This window comes from Mucilaginibacter sp. P4_D1 (assembly GCF_056401935.1).
The window spans coordinates 40,021-61,527 of sequence record NZ_JBFUIJ010000029.1 but is presented as its reverse complement, the minus strand read 5'-3'; the positions used below and the strand labels follow the sequence as shown (position 1 = coordinate 61,527).

General features: G+C 41.9%; 19 protein-coding genes. 12 read left to right on the top strand and 7 right to left on the bottom strand.

The window, feature by feature from the left end:
* The first annotated feature begins 31 nt into the window (after window positions 1-31).
* Window positions 32-781, top strand: coding sequence for a DeoR/GlpR family DNA-binding transcription regulator (locus tag AC1DV1_RS21260; protein WP_477363044.1), 750 nt, complete (start codon window positions 32-34; stop codon window positions 779-781).
* Here AC1DV1_RS21260 and rsmD read toward each other — a convergent pair.
* The 3 genes from rsmD to AC1DV1_RS21245 all read right to left on the bottom strand — a co-directional run bounded on the left by rsmD (window position 778) and on the right by AC1DV1_RS21245 (window position 2,663).
* On the bottom strand, window positions 778-1,329 hold the full coding sequence (rsmD, locus tag AC1DV1_RS21255) for a 16S rRNA (guanine(966)-N(2))-methyltransferase RsmD (RefSeq protein ID WP_477363041.1): 552 nt from the start codon (window positions 1,327-1,329) through the stop codon (window positions 778-780). The genes AC1DV1_RS21260 and rsmD overlap by 4 nt on opposite strands.
* Complete coding sequence (locus tag AC1DV1_RS21250) at window positions 1,305-2,117, bottom strand: DUF3822 family protein (RefSeq protein ID WP_477363038.1); 813 nt, start codon at window positions 2,115-2,117, stop codon at window positions 1,305-1,307. The genes rsmD and AC1DV1_RS21250 overlap by 25 nt, the downstream gene beginning before the upstream one ends.
* Window positions 2,118-2,195: 78 nt before the next feature.
* Window positions 2,196-2,663, bottom strand: coding sequence for a hypothetical protein (locus tag AC1DV1_RS21245; protein ID WP_477363035.1), 468 nt, complete (start codon window positions 2,661-2,663; stop codon window positions 2,196-2,198).
* Between the two features lie 36 nt (window positions 2,664-2,699).
* On the opposite strand from AC1DV1_RS21245, the gene AC1DV1_RS21240 reads away from it, so the two are divergent.
* From AC1DV1_RS21240 to AC1DV1_RS21225, 4 genes are all read left to right on the top strand, one after another.
* Window positions 2,700-4,163 (top strand): ATP-dependent DNA helicase, encoded by a 1,464-nt coding sequence (locus tag AC1DV1_RS21240; RefSeq protein WP_090646885.1) that lies wholly within the window; start codon window positions 2,700-2,702, stop codon window positions 4,161-4,163.
* A gap of 244 nt (window positions 4,164-4,407) precedes the next feature.
* Window positions 4,408-5,241: a nuclear transport factor 2 family protein gene (locus AC1DV1_RS21235; RefSeq protein WP_477363032.1), complete on the top strand. Its 834-nt coding sequence runs from the start codon at window positions 4,408-4,410 to the stop codon at window positions 5,239-5,241.
* 1,652 nt (window positions 5,242-6,893) lie between these two features.
* The gene (locus AC1DV1_RS21230; RefSeq protein ID WP_477363029.1) at window positions 6,894-10,031 is read left to right on the top strand and encodes a P-loop NTPase fold protein; all 3,138 of its coding nucleotides are present in this window, start codon (window positions 6,894-6,896) and stop codon (window positions 10,029-10,031) included.
* A 300-nt stretch (window positions 10,032-10,331) separates the two neighbouring features.
* A complete protein-coding gene (locus AC1DV1_RS21225) occupies window positions 10,332-11,267 on the top strand; it encodes a DUF4238 domain-containing protein (RefSeq protein WP_477363026.1) in 936 nt (311 codons plus the stop codon).
* A gap of 1,473 nt (window positions 11,268-12,740) precedes the next feature.
* On the opposite strand, the gene AC1DV1_RS21220 is transcribed toward AC1DV1_RS21225, so the two are convergent.
* The 4 genes from AC1DV1_RS21220 to AC1DV1_RS21205 all read right to left on the bottom strand — a co-directional run bounded on the left by AC1DV1_RS21220 (window position 12,741) and on the right by AC1DV1_RS21205 (window position 16,146).
* Window positions 12,741-13,187 carry a YybH family protein gene (locus AC1DV1_RS21220; RefSeq protein ID WP_477363023.1) on the bottom strand — a complete coding sequence of 149 codons (447 nt, stop codon included), beginning with the start codon at window positions 13,185-13,187 and terminating at the stop codon, window positions 12,741-12,743.
* A gap of 743 nt (window positions 13,188-13,930) precedes the next feature.
* On the bottom strand, window positions 13,931-14,257 hold the full coding sequence (locus tag AC1DV1_RS21215) for a HesB/IscA family protein (RefSeq protein WP_091144685.1): 327 nt from the start codon (window positions 14,255-14,257) through the stop codon (window positions 13,931-13,933).
* A 161-nt stretch (window positions 14,258-14,418) separates the two neighbouring features.
* A complete protein-coding gene (gene iscU / locus AC1DV1_RS21210; protein WP_147059619.1) occupies window positions 14,419-14,832 on the bottom strand; it encodes a Fe-S cluster assembly scaffold IscU in 414 nt (137 codons plus the stop codon).
* 102 nt (window positions 14,833-14,934) lie between these two features.
* Window positions 14,935-16,146, bottom strand: a complete 1,212-nt coding sequence (locus AC1DV1_RS21205; RefSeq protein WP_477363020.1) for an IscS subfamily cysteine desulfurase — start codon at window positions 16,144-16,146, stop codon at window positions 14,935-14,937.
* 106 nt (window positions 16,147-16,252) lie between these two features.
* Here AC1DV1_RS21205 and mce point away from each other — a divergent pair, with 106 nt between their 5' ends.
* The 7 genes from mce (at window position 16,253) to prmA (ending at window position 21,487) form a co-directional block, all read left to right on the top strand.
* Window positions 16,253-16,663, top strand: coding sequence for a methylmalonyl-CoA epimerase (mce, locus tag AC1DV1_RS21200; protein WP_477363017.1), 411 nt, complete (start codon window positions 16,253-16,255; stop codon window positions 16,661-16,663).
* A gap of 14 nt (window positions 16,664-16,677) precedes the next feature.
* Complete coding sequence (locus AC1DV1_RS21195) at window positions 16,678-17,082, top strand: SMI1/KNR4 family protein (RefSeq protein WP_477363013.1); 405 nt, start codon at window positions 16,678-16,680, stop codon at window positions 17,080-17,082.
* 398 nt (window positions 17,083-17,480) lie between these two features.
* Window positions 17,481-17,729, top strand: a complete 249-nt coding sequence (locus tag AC1DV1_RS21190) for a type B 50S ribosomal protein L31 (protein WP_090646940.1) — start codon at window positions 17,481-17,483, stop codon at window positions 17,727-17,729.
* Window positions 17,730-17,795: 66 nt separating this feature from the next.
* Window positions 17,796-18,980, top strand: a complete 1,185-nt coding sequence (locus AC1DV1_RS21185; protein WP_477363010.1) for a putative sugar nucleotidyl transferase — start codon at window positions 17,796-17,798, stop codon at window positions 18,978-18,980.
* Window positions 18,981-19,157: 177 nt separating this feature from the next.
* Entirely contained in the window at window positions 19,158-19,922 is a 765-nt protein-coding gene (gene tpiA, locus AC1DV1_RS21180; RefSeq protein ID WP_477363007.1) for a triose-phosphate isomerase, read from the top strand.
* Window positions 19,923-20,061: 139 nt separating this feature from the next.
* Window positions 20,062-20,529 (top strand): hypothetical protein, encoded by a 468-nt coding sequence (locus AC1DV1_RS21175; RefSeq protein ID WP_477363004.1) that lies wholly within the window; start codon window positions 20,062-20,064, stop codon window positions 20,527-20,529.
* A 121-nt stretch (window positions 20,530-20,650) separates the two neighbouring features.
* Window positions 20,651-21,487, top strand: coding sequence for a 50S ribosomal protein L11 methyltransferase (prmA, locus tag AC1DV1_RS21170; protein ID WP_477363001.1), 837 nt, complete (start codon window positions 20,651-20,653; stop codon window positions 21,485-21,487).
* Window positions 21,488-21,507: the final 20 nt, after the last annotated feature.

Genomic DNA, 21,507 nt, shown 5'->3' with positions numbered 1-21,507 from the left:
GATTATTTTTGAACAAATGAACGTTATTTAAATGAACTTTCAAAAAAGAAAACAAAAAATACTCGAGCAACTAAACAGTATCGGCGAGGTAGATATCAAAGAACTGGCAGCAACCCTTGCTATCTCGGAGATAACCGCCCGGCGCGATTTAAACCAACTTGCAAGCGACGGTTTACTTTACCGAACCCACGGCGGCGGCATGAAGGTTGATCCTTTGGCAAAACCGCAGGATTTTGTAAACAAGGCCGCACAAAATTCAAATGCTAAAGACAATATTTGCCGCAAAGCTGCCGGGCATATTCACGACGGGGATATTATTTTTATGGATTGCGGCAGTACCGTTTTCAGGTTATGCCAGTTTATAAAAAATAAAAAAATAAAGGTAATAACAAACTCATTGCCTGTTATTTATGAATTGCAGAACTGCCAGGTCTCCCTGAATATAATAGGAGGAGAGTTCGACAGCAAAAGGCAGGCCGTACACGGCAAAGCAGCAAACGAGCATATTGGCCGATACAGAGCCGGTAAGGCCTTTTTAGGCGTTGACGGCATATCTCCAAACGGTCTATTTGCAAACAGCGAACTGGAAGCAGAAATAACATCGGCTTATATCAAACAAAGTGCCTTTACCTATATCTTATGCGATGCCGGTAAAATAAACAACGAGACTTATTTGAAATTTGCCGATATAAGCCAGGTTGACGCTATAATTACCAATGCAGATGACGAAAAGCTTCAGCTTTTTGCAGAAACCACTTTGGTTATTCTGAAAGTGGATTAAGCCTGTTCGGCAGTATCGTTCCTAAAAAACGAAAACGATGAGTGTCCATACTTTCGCTGCTCCACAAATGACGCGTGCTGACTAATATTTTGCATCGATTGATGCTCTACAATCAGCAAAGCCCCTGGTAATAGTATGTTCCGTTCAAAAACTATTTTCGGTATCTCGGGAATCTTGTTCAGGTCATACGGAGGATCGGCAAAAACAAGGTCGTATTGTTCAGTTTCCATCTGCAGGTACTTGAAAACATCCTCCTTATACACCTTCACCTGGTCAAGCTTATGCTGGCGCGATGTGTCTTTAAGATAGTTAACACAATGGATGCTCCTGTCTACAGATATTACTTCCGTTGCGCCTCTTGATGCAAATTCTAATGAAATATTGCCGGTGCCGCTAAAAAGATCAAGCACCTTGATGCCTTCAAATTCTATCTGATTTAAAAGAATATTAAAAAGCGCTTCCTTGGCCAGGTCGGTAGTGGGGCGCACCGGAAGGTTTTTGGGTGGATTAAGCCTTAATCCTCTTAAAGTGCCTCCGATGATACGCATAATGACAGGGCAGAAAGTGACAATATTTTATGCCCCTCAATTTCAAGCGGGGTTTGCAGAATTTTAGTAGTATTCACCTCAACCTTTCCAAAAAATTCGGCCAGGCGGGTAATGTTTTTGTCGCCTGCATCAACGTCTCCACTTATATAAACGTAAGTGTAGGCGGGTTGCAGGTTTAACTCGTCGGTTACCAGGGATGCAAAATAGGCCAGTTCATCTTCGCCGGCAAATTCAAACGTGTTATAAAACCGCAGTTTGCTGAAATTGAAGTTGGCAATTTCAACCGTATCACCATTAATGTTTACGTACAGGTCTCTGTCGCCGGGCTGATTGCGGGCCAAAACATTTAACCAGCCCTTTGATGTGTAAACGGTGTGGCGCAAACCAAATTCGTCGGCTGCGTTTAATATAGTTTCGGGTGTTTTATAGATGATAACATTGCGGCTGTCAATTGGTTGCGATAACACTTTTTCGTCAGCTTTTACATCCAGGAAACGGGCCAGGTAGGCAAGCTTTTCCGGGTTAAAAACGGTTTGTGGCAGCAGCGAAAAACCGGTTGCAGGCAAGCCGATAACTACATTTTTAAAATTTGCCGATAACAGGTCGAGCAGTTCTTCCGGGTTACTTAATTCATCAAGCGGGTGATTGTCGGCAACAGCAATAAGCTTATTTTGATCGGTAACAGCGTAGGTAAACGTTGTTTTATCAATTTGTATCAATAGGGTGTAACCTTGCGCCTTATCAAGGCTAAAGTCATCATCATGGTAGTTGTAATTATATTCGCTCATGCCGGTTTAAACAAAAGTAATATTTTTTAGCAGATACCATATACATGGCGGCGGTTAATTGCTTGCATCCAGATAAAATCAAATCATAAACCTGGTGCATAACGCAAGTATAATATAAATGATCAGCGGCCTGAATATCGGTTTCGGATAGTAATCATCATCCGGGAAATACTTCCTGAAGAAATACCGCGACAATATAAACGCGGCGGCTATATGGAAAGCTATCGTAATACCGGCAACCTGGAGCAGCGGGATCATTTCATTAACGGTTAACGGTACACCTGAAGCCGCTTTTTTTATCACCTCCGGGCTAATATTAATGCCCGAGTACCTGATTGCCATAACGTATGAAAACTGTACAAACAATAAAAATATCAGTACTTCGGCTACGGCCTTCCGGTAACCGGCAACCCACAAATTAATGCAAAGCAGTACGCCGCCATATATAAAATTGAATACCGAAAACCAGAATATTGCTTTGCGCGAGTATATATCTACGTAGTCTTCTTCGCGCTGTTCTTCCTGCTTGTATTCCTCAAATTCCATGGCCAAATTTATAACTAATCTGCGTAGCTTTTTAATATGGCTAAAGGTTTTTCAATTACTTATCAGCATTTTTGCAGGGTGACAGTGATTGATCATATCCGCAAAGCATTTCCGCATACTCCCAACGGCCAGCAACTGGAACTGTTCGACAGGTTGCACACTTTTTTGCAAAGCCGCGAAGGTGATGAATGTTTTATACTGCGCGGGTACGCTGGTACCGGTAAAACTACCATAGTAGGGGCATTGGTAAAAGCGCTTAAGCAGTATAATTATCGCTCGGTGCTGCTGGCGCCTACAGGCCGGGCAGCTAAAGTGATCACCAATTACTCGGGTAAAAAGGCGTTTACTATTCACAAACGCATCTACCGTAAAAAGGCTGCCTTAACACTTGATGATGGTTTTGCCATCGCCGATAACCTGTCAAGCGATACGTTGTTTATAGTTGATGAGGCATCCATGATCAGCGACGAATCCATAGGTGGCCGGGTGTCGCTGCTGTTCGATTTGCTGCGGTATGTGTACAACGATAAAAACTGTAAGCTGATGCTGGTAGGCGATACCGCCCAGCTGCCGCCTGTAGGCTCAGATACCAGCCCGGCCCTGAGCGAAAAAATAATGCAGGATAAATTCGGCCTGACTATTTTTAAATATGAGCTAACCGATGTACTGCGCCAGCAAAAGGACTCGGGGATTTTATTTAATGCGACCGAAATTCGTGACCTGATCAGGAAAGACGAAGCGGTTGCCCCTAAAATCGTGACCAAAGGCTATAAAGACGTTTTCAGGATGACGGGCGAACGGTTGCCCGAGGGACTTGAATACGCCTACCGGAAATACGGCTACGACAGAACACTCATCATCTGCCGGTCGAACAAAAACGCTAACCTGTACAACGGGCAAATCCGTAACCGGATTTTGTACCGGGAAGAGGAGCTAACCGGCGGCGACCAGATTATGATTGTAAAAAACAACTATTTCTGGCTCAAGGATAACGAGGAAAACAGCACCGATTTTATTGCCAATGGCGATATTGCCCGGATTCGTAAAGTGCGCCGAACGGAAGAAATGTACGGTTTCCGTTTTGCCGATGTGCAGATAGAATTTATTGACTACGCCGAAGACCCGGTATTGGATTGTAAAATATTGCTGGATACCCTGTATGCCGATTCGCCGGCTTTATCGCAGGAAAACCAAAAAAAGTTTTACGAGGAGGTAATGAAAGATTACGCCCACCTTACCAACAAGCGGGCTATGCACAACGAGCTGAAGCTAAACCCATATTACAATGCGCTGCAAATTAAGTTTGCTTATGCCATCACCTGCCATAAGGCCCAGGGTGGCCAGTGGGACGCCGTTTTTGTTGACCAGGGCTACGTAACCGACGAAATGATCAATATGGATTTTCTCCGCTGGTTTTACACTGCCGTTACCCGCGCAACAACTGAGTTATTCCTGGTAAATTTTGATAACCGCTTTTACAAAGTTCCCGAGGTTTTTTAGTCATAGTCATTCGCTACGCTGTCATTTGTAATTGGCTTTATCCTTGATTCCTTTGTCTGAAAATCTTTTTTCCAAAAGTCTTCGTCCTTTGTCCAAAACACTATCTTTACTCCATAATCACTTCAACTACATATCAACAAAGGGTAGCCTGATGCCCGGCCTGTTATTACAGGTTCCCGGAAGCGCTGATTTCTCAGTGTAATAGTTAAACACGTTTCAATTTTTATATTTCTAATCAATCGTAATGAAAATTACAAACTTACCGGCAACGGGCATATGCTGCATTATTTTATGCGCGTTTGTTGCGGCCAAAGCAAATACACCTATGGATACCCTGTCAAATAAACAAAAAGTACTGTCATTTTATAAGCTGATTGTCGGCCAGCGCAAAGCCGAACTTATCCCCGAATTTGTGCTGGAGAACTACAGACAGCACAACCCTACAGTCGCCCAGGGCAGGGCCGGTATTACCGGCATGATCAATTACCTTAAAACCTTGCCTCCGTCGCCTGAAGGGGCCAAATCGCCCATTATAAGGGCCATACAGGAGGGTAATATGGTGGTTACCCACCTTGATATTCAATTCATGGGCAAACGGATGGTTGTTATCGATCTGTTCGAACTCGAAAACGGCATGTTGGCCGGGCATTGGGACGCCATCCAGGAGATGCCTGATCAAACCGGGCAAACCATCACCGCATCCAACGGAACTGCCGAAATTGATACTACCGCCTCTGCCGAAAATAGCAAGCAGGTTGTAAATGCATTTTATCAGGCTATCCTGGATAAAAAAAGGCCCGCTGAATTGCTTAGGGTTGATTATACAGAACATGACCCCGCGGTTGCCAGTAGCGGTAAAGCATTGGATGAATACCTGTTGACCGGCCATAACCGCGAAATGAAAATTCACCGCGTTATTGCCGAGGGTAATTTTGTTGTGGTTCAATCGCAATTTAAAAGAGGAGGGAAGGGGTTTGTGTTTTACCAGATCTTCAGGGTTGAGGCTGGTAAAATAGCCGAGCATTGGAGCGTAGAGCAGGCTGTACCCGAAGGTGTTGAGGCTGGGGATATGTTTTAAAAGCCCACCCAGGTCATCCCGGATTTATTTCTTCCCATATGGGTTCTGGAAGAAATAAAAAAGGCAGGGTGTGTGTGATTCCTTCCCTGGGAAGGAGGAGGTAGGGGTTAAATCAGGCGTTCAAGTCGCTTTGTAACTTGTCGCTCGTATAAACCCCTCCCTGCCTTTGCGCTCATTTCCGACCGTATCTCTCAGGGAAAATGCATCTAACGTCTTGTCATCGATAAAATGACGGATAGTCTTTAGCCCAAAGTCTTAAGTACCAAGTCAAAAAAGAAAAAAATCAACTTTAGACTTACGACTTAGTACTTTCTGAAACATGGTTAACATAACTTAACACATTTCACAAAAAATATTTATAAATACCTAATAATCAATATTTTATAATTAATCATGGTTAACACTAAACTGACCGCGCGATGTAGGCGAATCCTAATATATGTGCCTGTTGTTGGCCAATACAAATCCCCTCGGTAGCCGGATCATTTAACCAGGATCAGCCAATAAAAACAAGGTGTCGTATGATACTTATATCACTCCATTCCATTAGCTATATAGATGCGTTTGGCCTGCCGCACCCCTCCCCAAACAGCTACGTGTACCCACATCTTTTAATGAAAGAAAATTGTCATTTCGAAAGAGCAAGAGGAGGCAAAGAGCAGGGGTGCGAAAGAGAAACTATCTCTTGAGCGTAGCGAAAAATCTTGAACGCCTCGCATTACGATTAGCCGCTTGGAATGCAGGGCGTACAAGATTTCTCCTCACGCCAGCGCTCAAAGGCCCCGCCTGTTCGTTCGAAATGACAACTGGTTTTATTAATCGATAAGATCCAAAAGATGTGTACACATAGTAGCCCCAAGGAGGGAATTAAAAATCTTCCGAACATCTTGTGGTGACAACCCCAATAAACTGCGGGCCGGGACACCAACAAGTGTGAAGAGATGTTGCCGCCCCGCTATCTCACGCTATTTTTGACCACCATGATTCCTCCCGTCTTGATTCTTGACTCTAATCTCTTGACTCTCCTCCCAGGCGTTCCCCCCGCTGGTAGAAGCGGCGGTCAGGCTTTCTGTTACAAGTCCTCGCAGGCCATTGCCCGCACAGCCAACACGTGCTCCGGGCTTTCCACGTCAATCCTTAACGCAAGCTGCGGGTATGCTAAACCGATTTTTCCGAAATTTTAAATCTTTTTTGGTAAATAATTGCTAAACCGGTTTTTTGTTGGTGGTGATAAAAATTTCGGCGTTCTGTATTTACCAATTTTAGCGAAAGTCTTGTGCGTTTGGATGTGAGTGGCTGACTTGTGATATAGGGAACTTTTTTACGACGAGACACCTCATAGAGGAAGAACTTTATTTAGCTGTCTCCTTGGGGTCTCTCGTAGAGGACCCTGAGGTACCCGATCATCTCGCATAAACGCGGCTTGGGGATTCCGACTGGCTTTGTACACCGCAGGGTCCTCGTTGAGAGACCCCGCGGGGACGAATTGATTTCGAAAAAAATTAAGGTTAACGGCTATTGAGACAACTCCAACAAAGTGCGGGTGCGGTGCAGAACACCAACAAGGGCGGAGTACGCCATGACAAAGTTTATATCGAAAATATTGTCCATAGGTTTAGTATATTTGATATTATTTCTATTAAACCTTTATCATGTCAGAATCTTTTCCTCAATTTATAAGCAATTCTCCTATAGGTGAGGATCTTTTTGAAGGTAAATCTCAAGAACGTGTAGCTACATATATTTGCAAAAATCTCATCTCAAATGAGGAATGTAAAATTATTGGAATTGACGGTGGTTGGGGAACTGGAAAATCCAATTTGATTGAGATTACCAAAAGAAAATTAAATGAAATCTCGATAGGCAAGTTTCATTTCTTTGTTTACGATGCATGGGGACATCAAGAAGACTTACAAAGAAGATCAATTTTGGAAGAATTGACGTTTTTTTTAACCGGAAAGACAAATGGCACAAGTATTATCAGTGATGCAACCAAGTGGGAGAAAAAGCTCAAATCACTACTAGCAAAGTCTAAAGAAACACAAAAGAAGACAATCCCAAGCCTAAGCATAGGGGTTGTTTTCTCTGGATTGTTGTTGTTTTTAACGCCATTATTTAAAGCTTTATCAGAATTGGCTAGCTGTAAATGGGTCAAAATTTTAATTGTTTCTGTACCTCTGATCCTGTTATTAGTTCTGCTGGCTTTTTATTATGTTGTGAAAACAGATAAATCATTGGATATAAAAACCCGTTTGAATCTCGCGATACAAAAACTGTTTTATATTTATCAAAAGAGTCAGCAATCTGATACAACTTTTGAAACCATTGCTGAAGACGAGCCCTCTGTAAAAAAATTCCGAGACTGGATGCACGATATAGCGGCAGATTTGGGAGAACACCGCCTGATCATAGTTTTTGACAATATGGATAGGTTGCCTGATAACAAGATCACCGAATTGTGGTCTTCTATCCATACTTTTTTTGCCGAGGAAAAATATGAGAAGATTAAGGTTATTATACCATTTGACCGCCAAAATATTGAAGATGCATTTAAACACACGAATGACGAAGAGCACAGTTATACTGACGACTTTATAAATAAGACGTTTGACGTTGTTTATCGGGTGTCACCGCCAATTTTATCCGATTGGAAAAGGTTTCTTAAAAATAAGTGGATACAAGCTTTTGATGAAATTGATGGAGAATTTGAAAAGGTAATTCAAATCTTTGACCATCTGGCACAATTTAAGACACCGCGTGATATGGTTGTTTTCGTAAATGAATGCGTGGCAGCCCAGCAGATAAACCCCAAAATTCCTTTGAGATATGTAGCTTTATTTGTCCTCAATAAAGTTTTACTGATAAACAAATCAGAAAGCGAGATCATTCAGCCGTCATACTTGAAAGGACTCGAATTTCTATATAAGCTTGATGAGGATATGCCAAAATTTATGACCGCAGTCATATACCAAATAGATCCTGAACGCGCCCTGGAAGTTGTGTTTACAGATCAGCTGAAAAATTCATTAAATGCTAATGACAAGGTAAAAGCAGCTTTAATCGCCGAAAGCGCTGCCTTCACAGTCATACTGGATAAAGCTATCATGGAAGTTGATAATGTCGCCAATGCAACTTTGACGTTAAATGACCTTGAAAATAAAGTATCAAATAAAGTTTGGGATGATCTTTATTATAGGCTTGGTATTCAAATAGAGCACGTTACCGACGCAAAGGTAAGCCCTTATCAATTAATTTTATTAACCAAAGTAACTGACCAGATAAGCTACTTAAAAAAACTTATTGCCCTGTTGTTGAATCCTCTAAAATTCTTAAGTACTGACTATCATAATAGCTTACTTGAAATTGAAAAAACGGTAAAGGATGGTGGAATGAACTTGAAAGTATCAGATTACTTAGTGGATAAAAAAGTAACGGCTGCTGATTTTGTTGCTTTGTTAAAAATCATTAAAGATGACAATACCTACAAATTATATTGTGATAATAATGAGCTTAATAGCTATTTGGAAGGTATTGATAGTGTTCAAGAATGGCGTAATTCAGATTATTTGTCGCGCATTCCTGACAGCTATAAAATGGCTAAGTTTACGGAAATGCTTACCACTAAAATGACAGAATTTGCCACAGATTCTGATTCATTGCCACCATATATAGTCGCTTATAGAAACATTTCTAAAATTGTTTTAAAACCAATATTAACAGATGATGCTATTCATACACTGTTTATAGAAGACGGGGACGTGAATGAGTTTTACTATGATATCATTTGCATGCGCATTGCACGCTGGGATAGTTACAATACAACATACGTTACGGATTTTGAAGAAATCTTGTCTGATAGCAGTACGGAAACCGTGGACGGTGTCGCTAAATTTATTCAAAAGTACGTCAATTACGGTGATTTGTTATTGAAAGTGATTTCTTTTAATAAGCCGCTCGTTAAGGCAGTTGTTCTGGAGATTATGACTAGGCATCCGAAAGATAGACGACTTGGACTAGTTAGTACTCTTACGAAAATTGATCGGATTGTTGAAGCATTGGATATTCAGCCTCAGCAGGTGAGCGACGACTTAGAGAACTGGCCATACACTGAAATCAACAAAGAAAATATTGCCAATATACTGTCCAATACAAAATTCTTTGAATTTTGCGTAACATACGACAGTCCACTAACAAAACATCTAAATAGGGTTGCTTTGGAGTATTATCAAGAGTTGTCTTACGAAAAGTGGATAGCCGAATTTAGAAAACCAAAATCGCAATTGATTCTTACAAGTTTAATTGTTTTGAAAGATCAATATCCTCCTAATGCAACTTCAGCGATCAAAGGGGCTTTAGAAAGTATTGCGAGTGGCGATATTGCTTTACCCGACCGGACTCTTTGGAATAAGCTAACCGAAAAAATAAATAAAAATACATTGCGAGCCGCCATGAAAAATATTCGTGATAGTTATGTTTCGCAAAAAGAAATTGATGTCTCGGCATTTTTGTTTTTCGGAGACTGGCTTTTTGAAGATGGTGATTTAACAGCAAACCAAGGGACCTTACGTAGAATATTTAAAAAATCTATTTTGCAAGAAACCACCGTAAATTTGATATTGAGTCATGACCAGGAAATGAAAAATATCTATCTGGGTAGTGAAGACAAAGAAGATTTTTCAAATGAAATAAAAGTGATGTTGTCTGAAGAAGCCCCTTATATAGAGAAGCTTGCTGAGCTTTTGGATATTAGGATTGTAAAGACAGACGATGAAAATAGCGGGTCAGAATGATGTTGAATTATCACCCCGCCCCGCTGTCGCGTGTGCCCCGCTGATAGGTCAATGCTCTACTAAGCAACCTTTTAAGCCCTGATGTTTTAAGTTTATCCATGCTTTTTGTGCGTTGATAATTAATAGGGATGATTAATGTTAAGGAATGATTGCAGCTTTATACAAAATACTATAACTGTGCTTGACTTTTTTGTAAGCGATAATAATTGTACTAAACAATTTTGACACACGCGGCACGCGTGCGCCAGTTTTGGAGCACGTATTCTCTAAATGAATGGCTAATTTACAGATCGAAAGGGAATGAGTAATCTCACCAAAAAGCAACATTACGTTTGGCGCCATTATTTAAAAGCTTGGGCCAGTAACGAAAAGATCTTCGCCTTTTTGAATAAGGAGAATAAACTTATCCATACCAACTTAATGGGTGTCGCTCAGGAAAGGTACTTTTACCAACTCGAAGATTTGACACTTGCCGAGGAGGCTTTTTTAACGGGCTTTGTAGCGACGAACAGCCATGCCTCATTAAAAACGCTCAATGAAGATTACCTGCGGATGTTTCTCGCTCCTTTTAAAATCAAAAGAGRATTAAGGGATTTCAACCTTGGAAAAGAGCTTTCGTTTTTGGAGGAAGACATACGGAAACTCGAATTGAATTACCTTGAGCATATACATGGTCGTTATGAGGATCATGGACACAAGCTGCTTGCCGCAGCGAAGAGCCGCGATTACTGCTTCCTGGAAAGGCATGAAGGGCTTTTCAAGACGATGATGTTTATCTGTATGCAGTATGTGCGAACTAAAAAGCGGAAGTTACAAATGGCCGAAATCTTAAAAACGGCTGGGCAAGATGACCTAAGCGGATGTTTTCACATGATTGCCTTTGTCTTAGCGGGCAACATGGCTTATAATTTGTCCTTTTCGCCCTACCTGCGGTTCACTTTTTTAACAAACCATCACTCACAAACCTACCTTACCTGTGACCAACCGGTTTTTAATTATGCTGATGACGAAAAGGATAGCGAGGGCTTCACCACCGGGTTTGAACTCTATTACCCATTATCACCAAGGTTGGCGTTGGTTATCACCAGAGAACCTCATAACGGCAACTGGATCTCAGAAGAGGAGATTAGTCAGGAACAGTTAGCTACTTACAACCAAAAGACGGTAGACACAGCAGAGAGTTTTCTTTTTGCTGACAGCGAGGCTGCCATGCTTTCTTATTTAAACCATCATTGATAGAGAATACTATTGATTAAGCTTCTCTGGGCTGGCGCACGCGTGTCGCGTGCGCCCCGCTGATAGGTAAAAACACTCTGCTAAGCAACCTTTTAAGCCCTGATGTATTAAGTTCATCCGGGCTTTGTGCGTTGATAATTAATAGGGATGATTAATGTTAAGGGAATGATTGTAGCTTTATACAAAATACCATAATGTGCTTGGCCTCTTTGTAAGCGATAATAATTGTGCTAAATAATTTGGACGCACGTGGCAGGCGTGCGCCAGCTTCGGAGAGTTTTGAGAAAGACAGACTACAATATAGGTACTTAATGACTGAAAAACAGGTTAAACTAATTATAATTACTATTTTCTGCTTTCTTGGTTTATTAAGAAACCAGGCAACCGCACAGAATGGTAAGATCAATTTAACTGATCTGAAATTCCTAATAAAGCAAATTGACAATAAAAAAAATCTAAATTCTAAAATTAATGCGTTGGGCTTTCATCAGAAATTCAACGATATTTTTATATCAAATCTGATGCTCACGCCAAAGAAGCCGGAGGATTGGATTCAAGTTACTCATATTTTCGACTATAAGACGGTAAGTTATAAGACGGAAAACTTCACGTATTGGATAGCAATTGTTAAAGAGCTTCAAAAAAAATCGAAACCGAAAAAATTAAAAAATCAGTCGGGTGATAAAGTTAATAAATACACTATTCAGAAATTTGAAATCTGCACCTACGAGCCCATTGATGGCATAAACTTGAGTCTCAATAATTTATACGAAGTCATCATTAGTTTCAGAAAAAAATGAATGTTATTTTTTCCCTTTTGCAACCATCTGCTGGCGTACGCGTGTCGCGTGTGCCCCGCTGATGGATAAACGCCACGCCAAGTAATAAATATGCAAAACTCGAATTTTCAAATTCCCCCCCCCCAGGTGTTTTTGTGTACCCGCAGCTCGCGTAAAGGATAGAAACGGGTACCGGCCCGTGGCTAATGCCTGTGCAGTATGAGTGGATAGCCTGGCGCCCCGGTTTCACCCGGGCGCACGCCATGATTAGATTTGAGATCCCGATGGCATTAAATTCATCCGGCTTTATTTTCGTATTTTCAGTGCTCTCCCAGATACAGCCCATTTTAAAGTTTCCCACCCGCTGGCGCACGCGTGTCGCGTGTGCCCCGCTGATAGGTAAACGCCATGCTAAGTAATAAATATGCAACTCCCGTATGTACAATTTCATCCGGGTGTTTTTGCATACCCCGCAGTTCGCGTAAAGGATAGAAACGGATACCGGCCCGTGAATAAGGCCTGTGCAGTATGAGTGGATAGCCTGGCGCCCCGATTTTTATCGGGGCGTACGCCACTATAGACTTGAGATGTGAGATATGAGATATGAGATTTGAGATTGAAGATCACTGTTGCCGGATGCATACGGCTTTATTGGTGTATTTTCGGTGCCCTCGCAGATACAGCCTCTTTTGTTTTAAAGTTTCCTTAACGATACAAACAACTCTGCCTGTAATTTCCAGTTGCCATCAATTTTACGCCACATGGCCGAGTAATTGCCGCCTTTACTGTAGGAGTTTGCTGCTGTCCAGGTGCCGGTTTCCCAGGCCATGATGCCGTTATCGCCTACGGTAATGGTTACAGGAGTACGTACATAAGCAACGGTTTTGTTGATTTTAAACAGCTGTTTCCAGCCTGCGGCTATGCTATCTTTCCCGGTAGTGGTAATTCCCCGGCCTATGGTTTGCACAAAATCGGGTAGCCAGTATTTGGATATTCCATCAACATCGTGTTTGGCAATGGCATTATTTGATGCTGCTCTTGAAGCTTTAATAATTTCAATGTCCGCTTTATAATCTGTCTGTTTGAAGGCAAACAGTGCGCTTAATAACAATAGAAACGGTAATTTAAACAGGAACGACATAGCGGATATGGTTAATAGGTGTTTGGTACAAGTTAGTTATTATCCCTGTTATAACGCTTAACTTTTATACTTTAATGAAGCAGTTCGGTTTTAGACAAACATTGGCTTTGAACGCCGGCTACGACTCACCCCGGCTACGCTGCGCTGGCCGACCCTATCTCCGGCTGCGCCGCAAAGAGGGTTGAGAAACATTGGCTTTGAACGCTGGCTACGACTCACCCCGGCTACGCTACGCTGGCCGACCCTCTCTCCGGCTGCGCCGCAAAGAGGGTTGAGAAAATAAAAAAAAACTTTTCCGCCCCTCTATGCGACGCAGTCGGAGAGAGGGGCAGACGGGCGGAGCCTCGTCGGGGTGAGTCGACTCGCCGACATGCGATATACGCCACTTTCCCCTTCATAACATTGCGAGTAACCATCAGGATGATCCTGAAAAAAATGGGGATGACGTATTGGCTTTAGCGCATCACAACAACTATGTCATTGCGAGCGCAGCGTGGCAATCGCGAACTGTGCAAGTCCGCCATACAAAGTTCGCGATTGCTTCGTTCCTCGCAATGACATAATTAATAATACTAACAATCAGCAACTTAAAAACACGTCACTATAATATTTTACAACTCAGCTTACCCTTAAGTTAACATAACAATGCCAGTAGTTCATCTATTTTTAAACAACTTTTAAAAAGCCTCAAAACAAAAAAGAGGCCCCAATCTGGAGCCTCTTTTATATATAAAGTATAAATTTTATACAGAAAAACTTTCGCCGCAGCCGCAGGTACGGCTGGCGTTGGGGTTATGGAAGTTGAAGCCTTTGCCGTTAAGGCCGTCGCTAAAATCAAGTTCGGTACCGGCAAGGTACAGGAACGATTTCATATCCAAAGCCATACGTACGCCCTGGTCTTCAAAAAACTGGTCGCCTTTTTTTTCTTCGTTATCAAAATCCAAATTGTATGATAAACCCGAGCAACCGCCACCCTGTACAGAAACACGCAGAAAATACGAGGCATCAAGCCCGCCATCCTGCATCAGGTGTTCTATTTTACTTTTTGCTTTATCAGTTACAGTTACCATTCTCTTAGTATCTAGTAGTAAGTATCAAGTAGTAAGATTTGATTGTTAAATAAATATGTTACTACCTGATAGTATCATTTAATTCAGCTGGCAGGTATCAAGGTAGCTTAAAAGTATGCATCAAAAATCTTGATACTTACTACTTGATACTTGCTACTCAATTAATGGTGTACTTTTTCGCTTTCAATCGGCGCTAAGCCGTTTTTAACGCGGAAATCGTTTATTGCTGCTTTGATGGCATCCTCTGCCAAAACTGAGCAGTGAATTTTTACCGGTGGTAAAGCCAGTTCTTCAACAATATCCATGTTGTCAATTTTCATGGCATCGTCGATGCTTTTGCCTTTTAACCACTCGGTAGCTAAAGACGAAGAAGCAATTGCCGAACCGCAACCAAAGGTTTTAAATTTTGCATCGGTGATAACATTGTTATCATCCACCTCAATTTGCAGGCGCATTACGTCGCCGCATTCAGGTGCACCAACTAAGCCGGTACCTACTTTGTGGCTGCTTTTATCCAAAGTGCCCACATTGCGGGGGTTAGTGTAGTGATCGATTACTTTATCTGAATATGCCATTTTTTTGTTTGTTATACGTAGTACGTTTTACGTATTACGTTGATTGTTATAATTTATCGAATTAAAAAACGTACCACGTAAAACGTACTACGTATAACGTATTTAGTGTTCCGCCCACTCAATGGAGTCAAGGTCGATGCCTTCTTTAAACATTTCCCAAAGTGGCGAAAGTTCGCGCAGGTGGGTAACCGAGTTTTTGGTTACTTCAACAGCGTAGTCAACTTCTTCTTCGGTAGTAAAGCGGCCCAGGCCAAAACGGATTGATGAGTGTGCCAGGTCGTCTGATAAGCCTAAGCTTTTCAGTACGTACGATGGCTCTAACGAAGCTGATGTACAGGCCGAGCCCGATGATACAGCTAAATCTTTCATGGCCATCATTAAGCCTTCGCCTTCAACGTATTTGAATGATATATTGGCAACGTGTGGTAAGCGGTGCTCAACGTTTCCGTTTACGTAGCTTTCTTCCAGTACGGTTAAAGCAGCTTCCAGTTTATCGCGTAAAGCAGATAAACGTTTGGCTTCGCTTTCCATTTCAAGGCCGCAAAGCTCGCAGGCTTTACCCAGGCCAACAATGCCCGGTACGTTTAAGGTACCTGAACGCATGCCGCGCTCGTGGCCGCCACCGTCCATTTGTGCGGTAACTTTAACACGCGGTCCTTTACGGCGAACGTATAATGCGCCAACGCCTTTAGGACCGTATATTTTGTGAGCCGATAGTGCCAAAAGGTCGATACCATCAGCATTAACATCAACAGGTATTTTACCAACTGCCTGTACAGCATCTGTCATAAACAGGGCGCCGTATTTGTGGGCAATTGCAGATATTTCTTTTATAGGTTGGATAACGCCAATCTCGTTATTGCCATACATTACCGATACCAGGATAGTTTCGCTGGTCATGGCTGCTTCTAATACAGCAAGATCAACAAGGCCATCTTCTTTAACCGGCAGGTAAGTAACCTTACCACCCAGTTTTTCAACGTGTTTACAAGCGTCGAGTACGGCTTTATGTTCGGTAACGGTAGTTATAATGTGGTTACCTTTGTCTTTATACATTTCAAACACACCCTTAATGGCAAGGTTATCTGACTCGGTTGCGCCCGACGTGAAGATGATTTCTTTTTCGTTTGCGCCTATCAGTTTGGCCACTTGCTCGCGTGCATAATCAACACCTTCTTCGGCTACCCAGCCAAACGGATGGTTACGGCTGGCGGCATTACCAAATTTTGTGGTAAAATAAGGTAACATTGCCTCTAAAACCCGTGGGTCCATCGGTGTTGTTGCGTTATTATCTAAATAAATGGGGATATTCATGTGCTGTGCTATATTAACAGTACAAAGATAAGTAAGTTTTTATTTAAAATCATTCAAAATAAAGTGTATTTTATCAAAGCTGACCATTAATTTACAATATTTGGACATGAACAAAGTGGAACATATTGGCATTGCGGTAACCGATATTAGTGTAGCAGGCAACATATATGAAAAGCTTTTAAATACTTCGGTTTATAAAACCGAGACCGTAAAAAGCGAAGGCGTGCTAACCGCTTTTTTACAAACAGGCCCAAATAAAATAGAACTGCTACAGGCGCTGAATGACGATAGCCCGATAGCTAAATTCATAGCCAAAAAAGGGGAGGGGATACACCATATTGCATTTGAGGTAGATGATATAGTTGCCGAAATGCACCGCTTAAAAAGTGAAGGTTTTGTGCTGCTGAACGATGAGCCTAAGCAAGGGGCAGATAATAAGTTGGTTTGTTTTGTGCACCCAAAGAGTGCGAATGGGGTGTTGATTGAGCTATGCCAGGGAATAGAGTCAAGAGATTAGAATCAAGAATTAAGATGGATACCGATGTAGAAAACAATATTGCTTCGTTTGAATCAAATCATAAATTGATCATTCCCGATGATCTTAAAGATTATTTTCGAACGTTTAATGTTCATGTTTATGACCTTGATATGTTTTTCTTTTATGGTATTGATCAATTCAAATCAGTAAAGGATGAAGTTGGTGATTGGGGGGATTACAGGAATATTGTAAACACTTTGCCAACGCATCAGGAATGCTTCGTTTTTAGCGATTATTTTTGTCACTTATGGACTTACGCTATCAGATTATATGATGGGGCATCTGAAAAAAATGAAGTGTATGTTATTTGTGGCGATAGCTTCAAGATAGTTGCCAACTCATTTAAAGAGTTTTTGGAAATTTATTTTAGTGAAGAATGGGATGGCATTTTTATTTAATTAAAACTGCCAATTGAGTTCCGTCCCCTAAGGGTCTCTTTGAAAAAGGACCCTGAGGCATGTGGAGCACAATCTTATTCGATAAGCAGAGTTTTATACAGCCATCGTATTTTCGACTGGCATTGGCCCTTCAGGTCCTCTATCGAGAGACCCGAAGGGGACAGGAAGCGTTTAGGTTCGTGTTGCGGGTTGCGAGGGTCGAGGTGGGGGAAACAGGTCGGCGGATTTTTTGATACATGTTTGATAGATGACGTGGATTGAAGCACGCCGCAATCCGACCCTCGCAATCCGCACCAAAATACCGCCTGYAATTCTTTTTACTTTTGCCTTTTGAATTTTGAATTATTTCATTACATTTGCGCCTCTTTTAAAGACTACAGAAGATAAGTTTATATATAATGAAAAAAGATCTGCATCCAAAAAACTATAGATTAGTTGTGTTTAAAGACATGTCGAACGAATATGCCTTTATGACTAAATCTTGCATCGATACACGTGAATCCATTAAATGGGAAGACGGTAACGAGTATCCATTGATCAAATTAGAAATTTCGCACACATCGCATCCTTTCTATACCGGTAAAATGAAACTGGTTGATACTGCTGGTCGTATCGATAAATTCCGTACACGTTACAACAAGAAATAATTGCTTGTTTAATTAAATATTTACAAGTCTCCCGACGTATCGGGGGACTTTTTTTATTTTTGCGCCATGGCTCTTATTCTTTTCGACGATAACGCACACCAAACTTTACTGCCGCTTACCTATACCCGGCCCGTTGCCGATTTACGCATTGGTATTATGACCATTGCCGAAAAATGGGCTAAGCACTTAAATGCAACCACCTCATTCCATACGCTTGATTATTTGCAGGCCAAATTCCCTGCAAAAGTTGAGGCCGATAACCTGTTTATCAATGGCGCCGTTTGCCCTGATGAAGGTTTACTGGAGGCTATAGGCAATTTGCAAACAGGCGAGGCATTAAAACATAACGACCAGTTGCTGGCTGTACGATTAAACCAGGCCGGTGCAGAAAGTTTTAACCCCGAATCTGTTTTCGACAAAATTATAGCTTACACCTCTCTTTTTGTATCGATAAAATACCCTGAAGATATTTTCAGGAAAAATGATATCGAACTGCGGAAAGATTATCAGTTGCTTACCAAAGGCCGTACCAGTGCCACTATAAGCGCTACCAACGTAATTATTGGCAACGATTTTTTTGCCGAAGAAGGTGCTGTTGCCGAATGCTCTACATTTAACACTACCAACGGCCCCATTTATCTATCTGCTAATACCGAGATTTGGGAAGGTACCCACATTAGGGGCGCTTTTGCCATCTGCGAGCACTCGCAGGTTAAAATGGGCGCGAAAATTTATGGCGCAACCACAGTTGGCCCTTACTCAAGGGTTGGCGGCGAATTAAACAATGCCGTAATCTGGGGCTATTCATCTAAAGGGCACGAAGGATATTTAGGTAACTCGGTACTTGGCGAATGGTGCAACATCGGCGCCGACAGCAACAACTCCAACCTGAAAAATAATTACGACGAGGTAAAGCTTTGGGATTATAATACCATGCGCTTTCGTAAAACAGGCCTGCAGTTTTGCGGCTTGATTATGGCCGATCATTCAAAATGCGCCATTAATACCATGTTTAATACCGGTACTGTAGTAGGCGTTAGCGCTAATGTATTTGGCGCAGGTTTCCCGCGTAATTTTGTGGCCGATTTTTCATGGGGAGGCGCGCAGGGTTTTGAAGTTTACACGCTCAAAAAAATGTTTATCACCGCCCAAAAAGTATTTGACCGCCGCGACCACCGCAATTTTGACGAAGTAGAACAAAATATATTGGCCAAAGTATTTGAATTAACAGAGGAGTATCGGAGGTTTTAGTGAGTGGTTGAGTAAGTTGATTGGGTTGATTAAGTTGGATTAGGTTGATTAAGTTTTAATATCTTCCAATTAAATCGACTCAATGCAATGCAATCCAACTCAGTCCAACTCAATCAACTTATTCAACCCAATCAACTCAATCAACATAATCAACTAAATCAACTAACAATAAACACAATGAGAAAAAAAATTGTTGCCGGAAACTGGAAAATGAACCTTGACTATAACGAAGGTTTAGGTGTATTTACCGAAATCATTAACATGGTTAAAGACGAGGTTACCGGTGCCCAGGAAGCGGTTATTTGCAGTCCTTTTATCCATATCAACAGCCTGGTGCAATTGGCAAAAGGTTACAATAAAGTTTCTGTTGGTGCCCAAAACGCCCACCAGGCCGAAAGCGGTGCTTATACCGGCGAGATCTCGGCTAAAATGATCAAATCTATCGGTGCGGCTTACGTTATTCTTGGTCACTCAGAGCGTCGTCAGTATTTTGGCGAAACCAACGAGCTTTTGGCCAAAAAAACCGATACCGTTTTAAAACATGATTTGCGCCCTATCTTCTGCATCGGTGAAACTTTGCAGGAGCGTGAAGGTAATGAGCACTTTAATGTAATTAAAACGCAATTGGTTGAAGGCGTGTTTCATTTAGATGCTGCCGAGTTTGGCAAACTTGTATTAGCTTATGAGCCGGTTTGGGCTATAGGTACAGGTGTTACCGCATCATCAGCGCAAGCTCAGGAAATTCATGAGTTTATCCGTAAAGAAATTGCTGCCAAATACAGCCAGGAAGTTGCCGATAGCACCACCATTTTATACGGCGGGAGTTGCAACCCTAAAAACGCTGCCGAACTGTTTGCCTGCCCCGATATTGATGGCGGCCTGATAGGTGGCGCGTCCCTAAAATCGCGCGATTTTGTGGATATCATTAAAGCGTTTAATTAGATTTGAGATGTGAGATATGAGACGGGCTGCACTTGTCCGGCTGTTTGATCATATCTCAAACAGAAATAGCTATCGAACGTTAGGTAGTGAGATTTGGGGTTAATCTCAAATCTCACATCTAATATCTCAAATCTAAAACATGAGAACTTTTCTCCCGCCACTTATTGCATTTATGGCATTTTCGGTGTTTGTTATTACAAGCGCTTATGCCAGTACTATGCAGATAGGGGATATGGGCGAGGGTAACGTACATGCATTTATGGCCTGCTTTTATTACTGCTGGCCTTTATACTTTATTTGCGCCATACTTACCCAATGGATTGTTATTGTGCCTGTTTGGGAAAGCTTTGTGTTGCGGTCGGCTGTTGGGGCATTAGTTACATTTATAATTGTAGCTGTTGTTTGTGCGCTTGCCGCCGGCGGGATTGCTTATTTTATATGGGACGATCAATCGGGCTACGATAACCTTATTGGGCTTACTACCATCATGTTAATGATACAGCTGGCTTACTGGGCTATTAATTTTTTTATATTGTTTTTAGTAACAGGGAAGGCTGTTAAGCTGAAGCGCGAGACCAAACATGAAACAATTGCTGCCGAAGAGTAGAAGCAAAGAAAAATTATGTCATTGCGAGCGCAGCGCGGCAATCGCGAACCATGCATATTCACCTCGCAAAGTTCGCGATTGCTTCGTGCCTCGCAATGACTTGTGATGAAAATATTATCTTATGAACTACTACGAATTACTTTTTACCACCATAACTACCGAAGATTACCAGCAGGATTTGCTGATAAATGCCCTGGGCGAAATTGGTTTTGATACTTTTGAGGAGCTGGACCTTGGTTTTAAAGCCTATATCCCGGTGGATGCTTTTGATGAAGCTGTACTCATTGAACAGCTATTGCCATATCGTGATCTGTTTACTTTTAGCTACGAGATAACACTTATCCCGCAAAAAAACTGGAACGAGGTTTGGGAAAGTAATTTTGAGCCGATAGAAATTAACGACAAAATTTATGTAAGGGCAACTTTTCATCCTGCCAAGCCGGAGTTTCCGTATGAAATAGTGATAGACCCCAAGATGGCTTTTGGTACAGGCCACCATCAAACCACATCAATGATGCTGGCGCTGATGCTGGAAAATGAGTATGCAGGTAAAAACGTATTGGATATGGGCTGCGGTACTGGTATCCTGGCTATTATGGCCTCCAAATTAGGCGCCGCAAAGGTAACTGCTATTGACTACGACCCTGTATGCTACGAGAGCACCATCGAAAACTCTGCTTTAAACAATATTGCAAATATTACCCCGCTGTGCGGCTCAAAAGAGGCGATTCCAAACGAACAATACGATACCATATTGGCCAACATTAACCGCAACATCTTGTTAGACCAGATGGAGCGCTATGCCGAAGTATTAAAACCTGAAGGTGAGATCTATTTCAGCGGCTTCTACGAATCGCCCGACCTTGATATCATTACCGACGAGGCACGTAAATACGGCCTGAAGTACATTACCCACAAAAAGGATAAGGATTGGGTGGCTGCCAAGTTTGTGAAGTAGGAGTGTCTGAACCGGAATTT

Excerpts from the sequence above, each read along its gene's own strand:
- AC1DV1_RS21205 (WP_477363020.1), bottom strand. The coding sequence starts at position 16,146 with ATGAATATCCCCATTTATTTAGATAATAACGCAACAACACCGATGGAC.
- AC1DV1_RS21175 (WP_477363004.1), top strand. The coding sequence starts at position 20,062 with ATGAGAACTTTTCTCCCGCCACTTATTGCATTTATGGCATTTTCGGTG.
- tpiA (WP_477363007.1), top strand. The coding sequence starts at position 19,158 with ATGAGAAAAAAAATTGTTGCCGGAAACTGGAAAATGAACCTTGACTAT.
- AC1DV1_RS21250 (WP_477363038.1), bottom strand. The coding sequence starts at position 2,117 with ATGAGCGAATATAATTACAACTACCATGATGATGACTTTAGCCTTGAT.
- iscU (WP_147059619.1), bottom strand. The coding sequence starts at position 14,832 with ATGGCATATTCAGATAAAGTAATCGATCACTACACTAACCCCCGCAAT.
- AC1DV1_RS21220 (WP_477363023.1), bottom strand. The coding sequence starts at position 13,187 with ATGTCGTTCCTGTTTAAATTACCGTTTCTATTGTTATTAAGCGCACTG.
- rsmD (WP_477363041.1), bottom strand. The coding sequence starts at position 1,329 with ATGCGTATCATCGGAGGCACTTTAAGAGGATTAAGGCTTAATCCACCC.
- AC1DV1_RS21215 (WP_091144685.1), bottom strand. The coding sequence starts at position 14,257 with ATGGTAACTGTAACTGATAAAGCAAAAAGTAAAATAGAACACCTGATG.
- prmA (WP_477363001.1), top strand. The coding sequence starts at position 20,651 with ATGAACTACTACGAATTACTTTTTACCACCATAACTACCGAAGATTAC.
- AC1DV1_RS21260 (WP_477363044.1), top strand. The coding sequence starts at position 32 with ATGAACTTTCAAAAAAGAAAACAAAAAATACTCGAGCAACTAAACAGT.
- AC1DV1_RS21235 (WP_477363032.1), top strand. The coding sequence starts at position 4,408 with ATGAAAATTACAAACTTACCGGCAACGGGCATATGCTGCATTATTTTA.
- mce (WP_477363017.1), top strand. The coding sequence starts at position 16,253 with ATGAACAAAGTGGAACATATTGGCATTGCGGTAACCGATATTAGTGTA.
- AC1DV1_RS21230 (WP_477363029.1), top strand. The coding sequence starts at position 6,894 with ATGTCAGAATCTTTTCCTCAATTTATAAGCAATTCTCCTATAGGTGAG.
- AC1DV1_RS21245 (WP_477363035.1), bottom strand. The coding sequence starts at position 2,663 with ATGGAATTTGAGGAATACAAGCAGGAAGAACAGCGCGAAGAAGACTAC.
- AC1DV1_RS21185 (WP_477363010.1), top strand. The coding sequence starts at position 17,796 with ATGGCTCTTATTCTTTTCGACGATAACGCACACCAAACTTTACTGCCG.
- AC1DV1_RS21195 (WP_477363013.1), top strand. The coding sequence starts at position 16,678 with ATGGATACCGATGTAGAAAACAATATTGCTTCGTTTGAATCAAATCAT.
- AC1DV1_RS21190 (WP_090646940.1), top strand. The coding sequence starts at position 17,481 with ATGAAAAAAGATCTGCATCCAAAAAACTATAGATTAGTTGTGTTTAAA.
- AC1DV1_RS21240 (WP_090646885.1), top strand. The coding sequence starts at position 2,700 with ATGGCTAAAGGTTTTTCAATTACTTATCAGCATTTTTGCAGGGTGACA.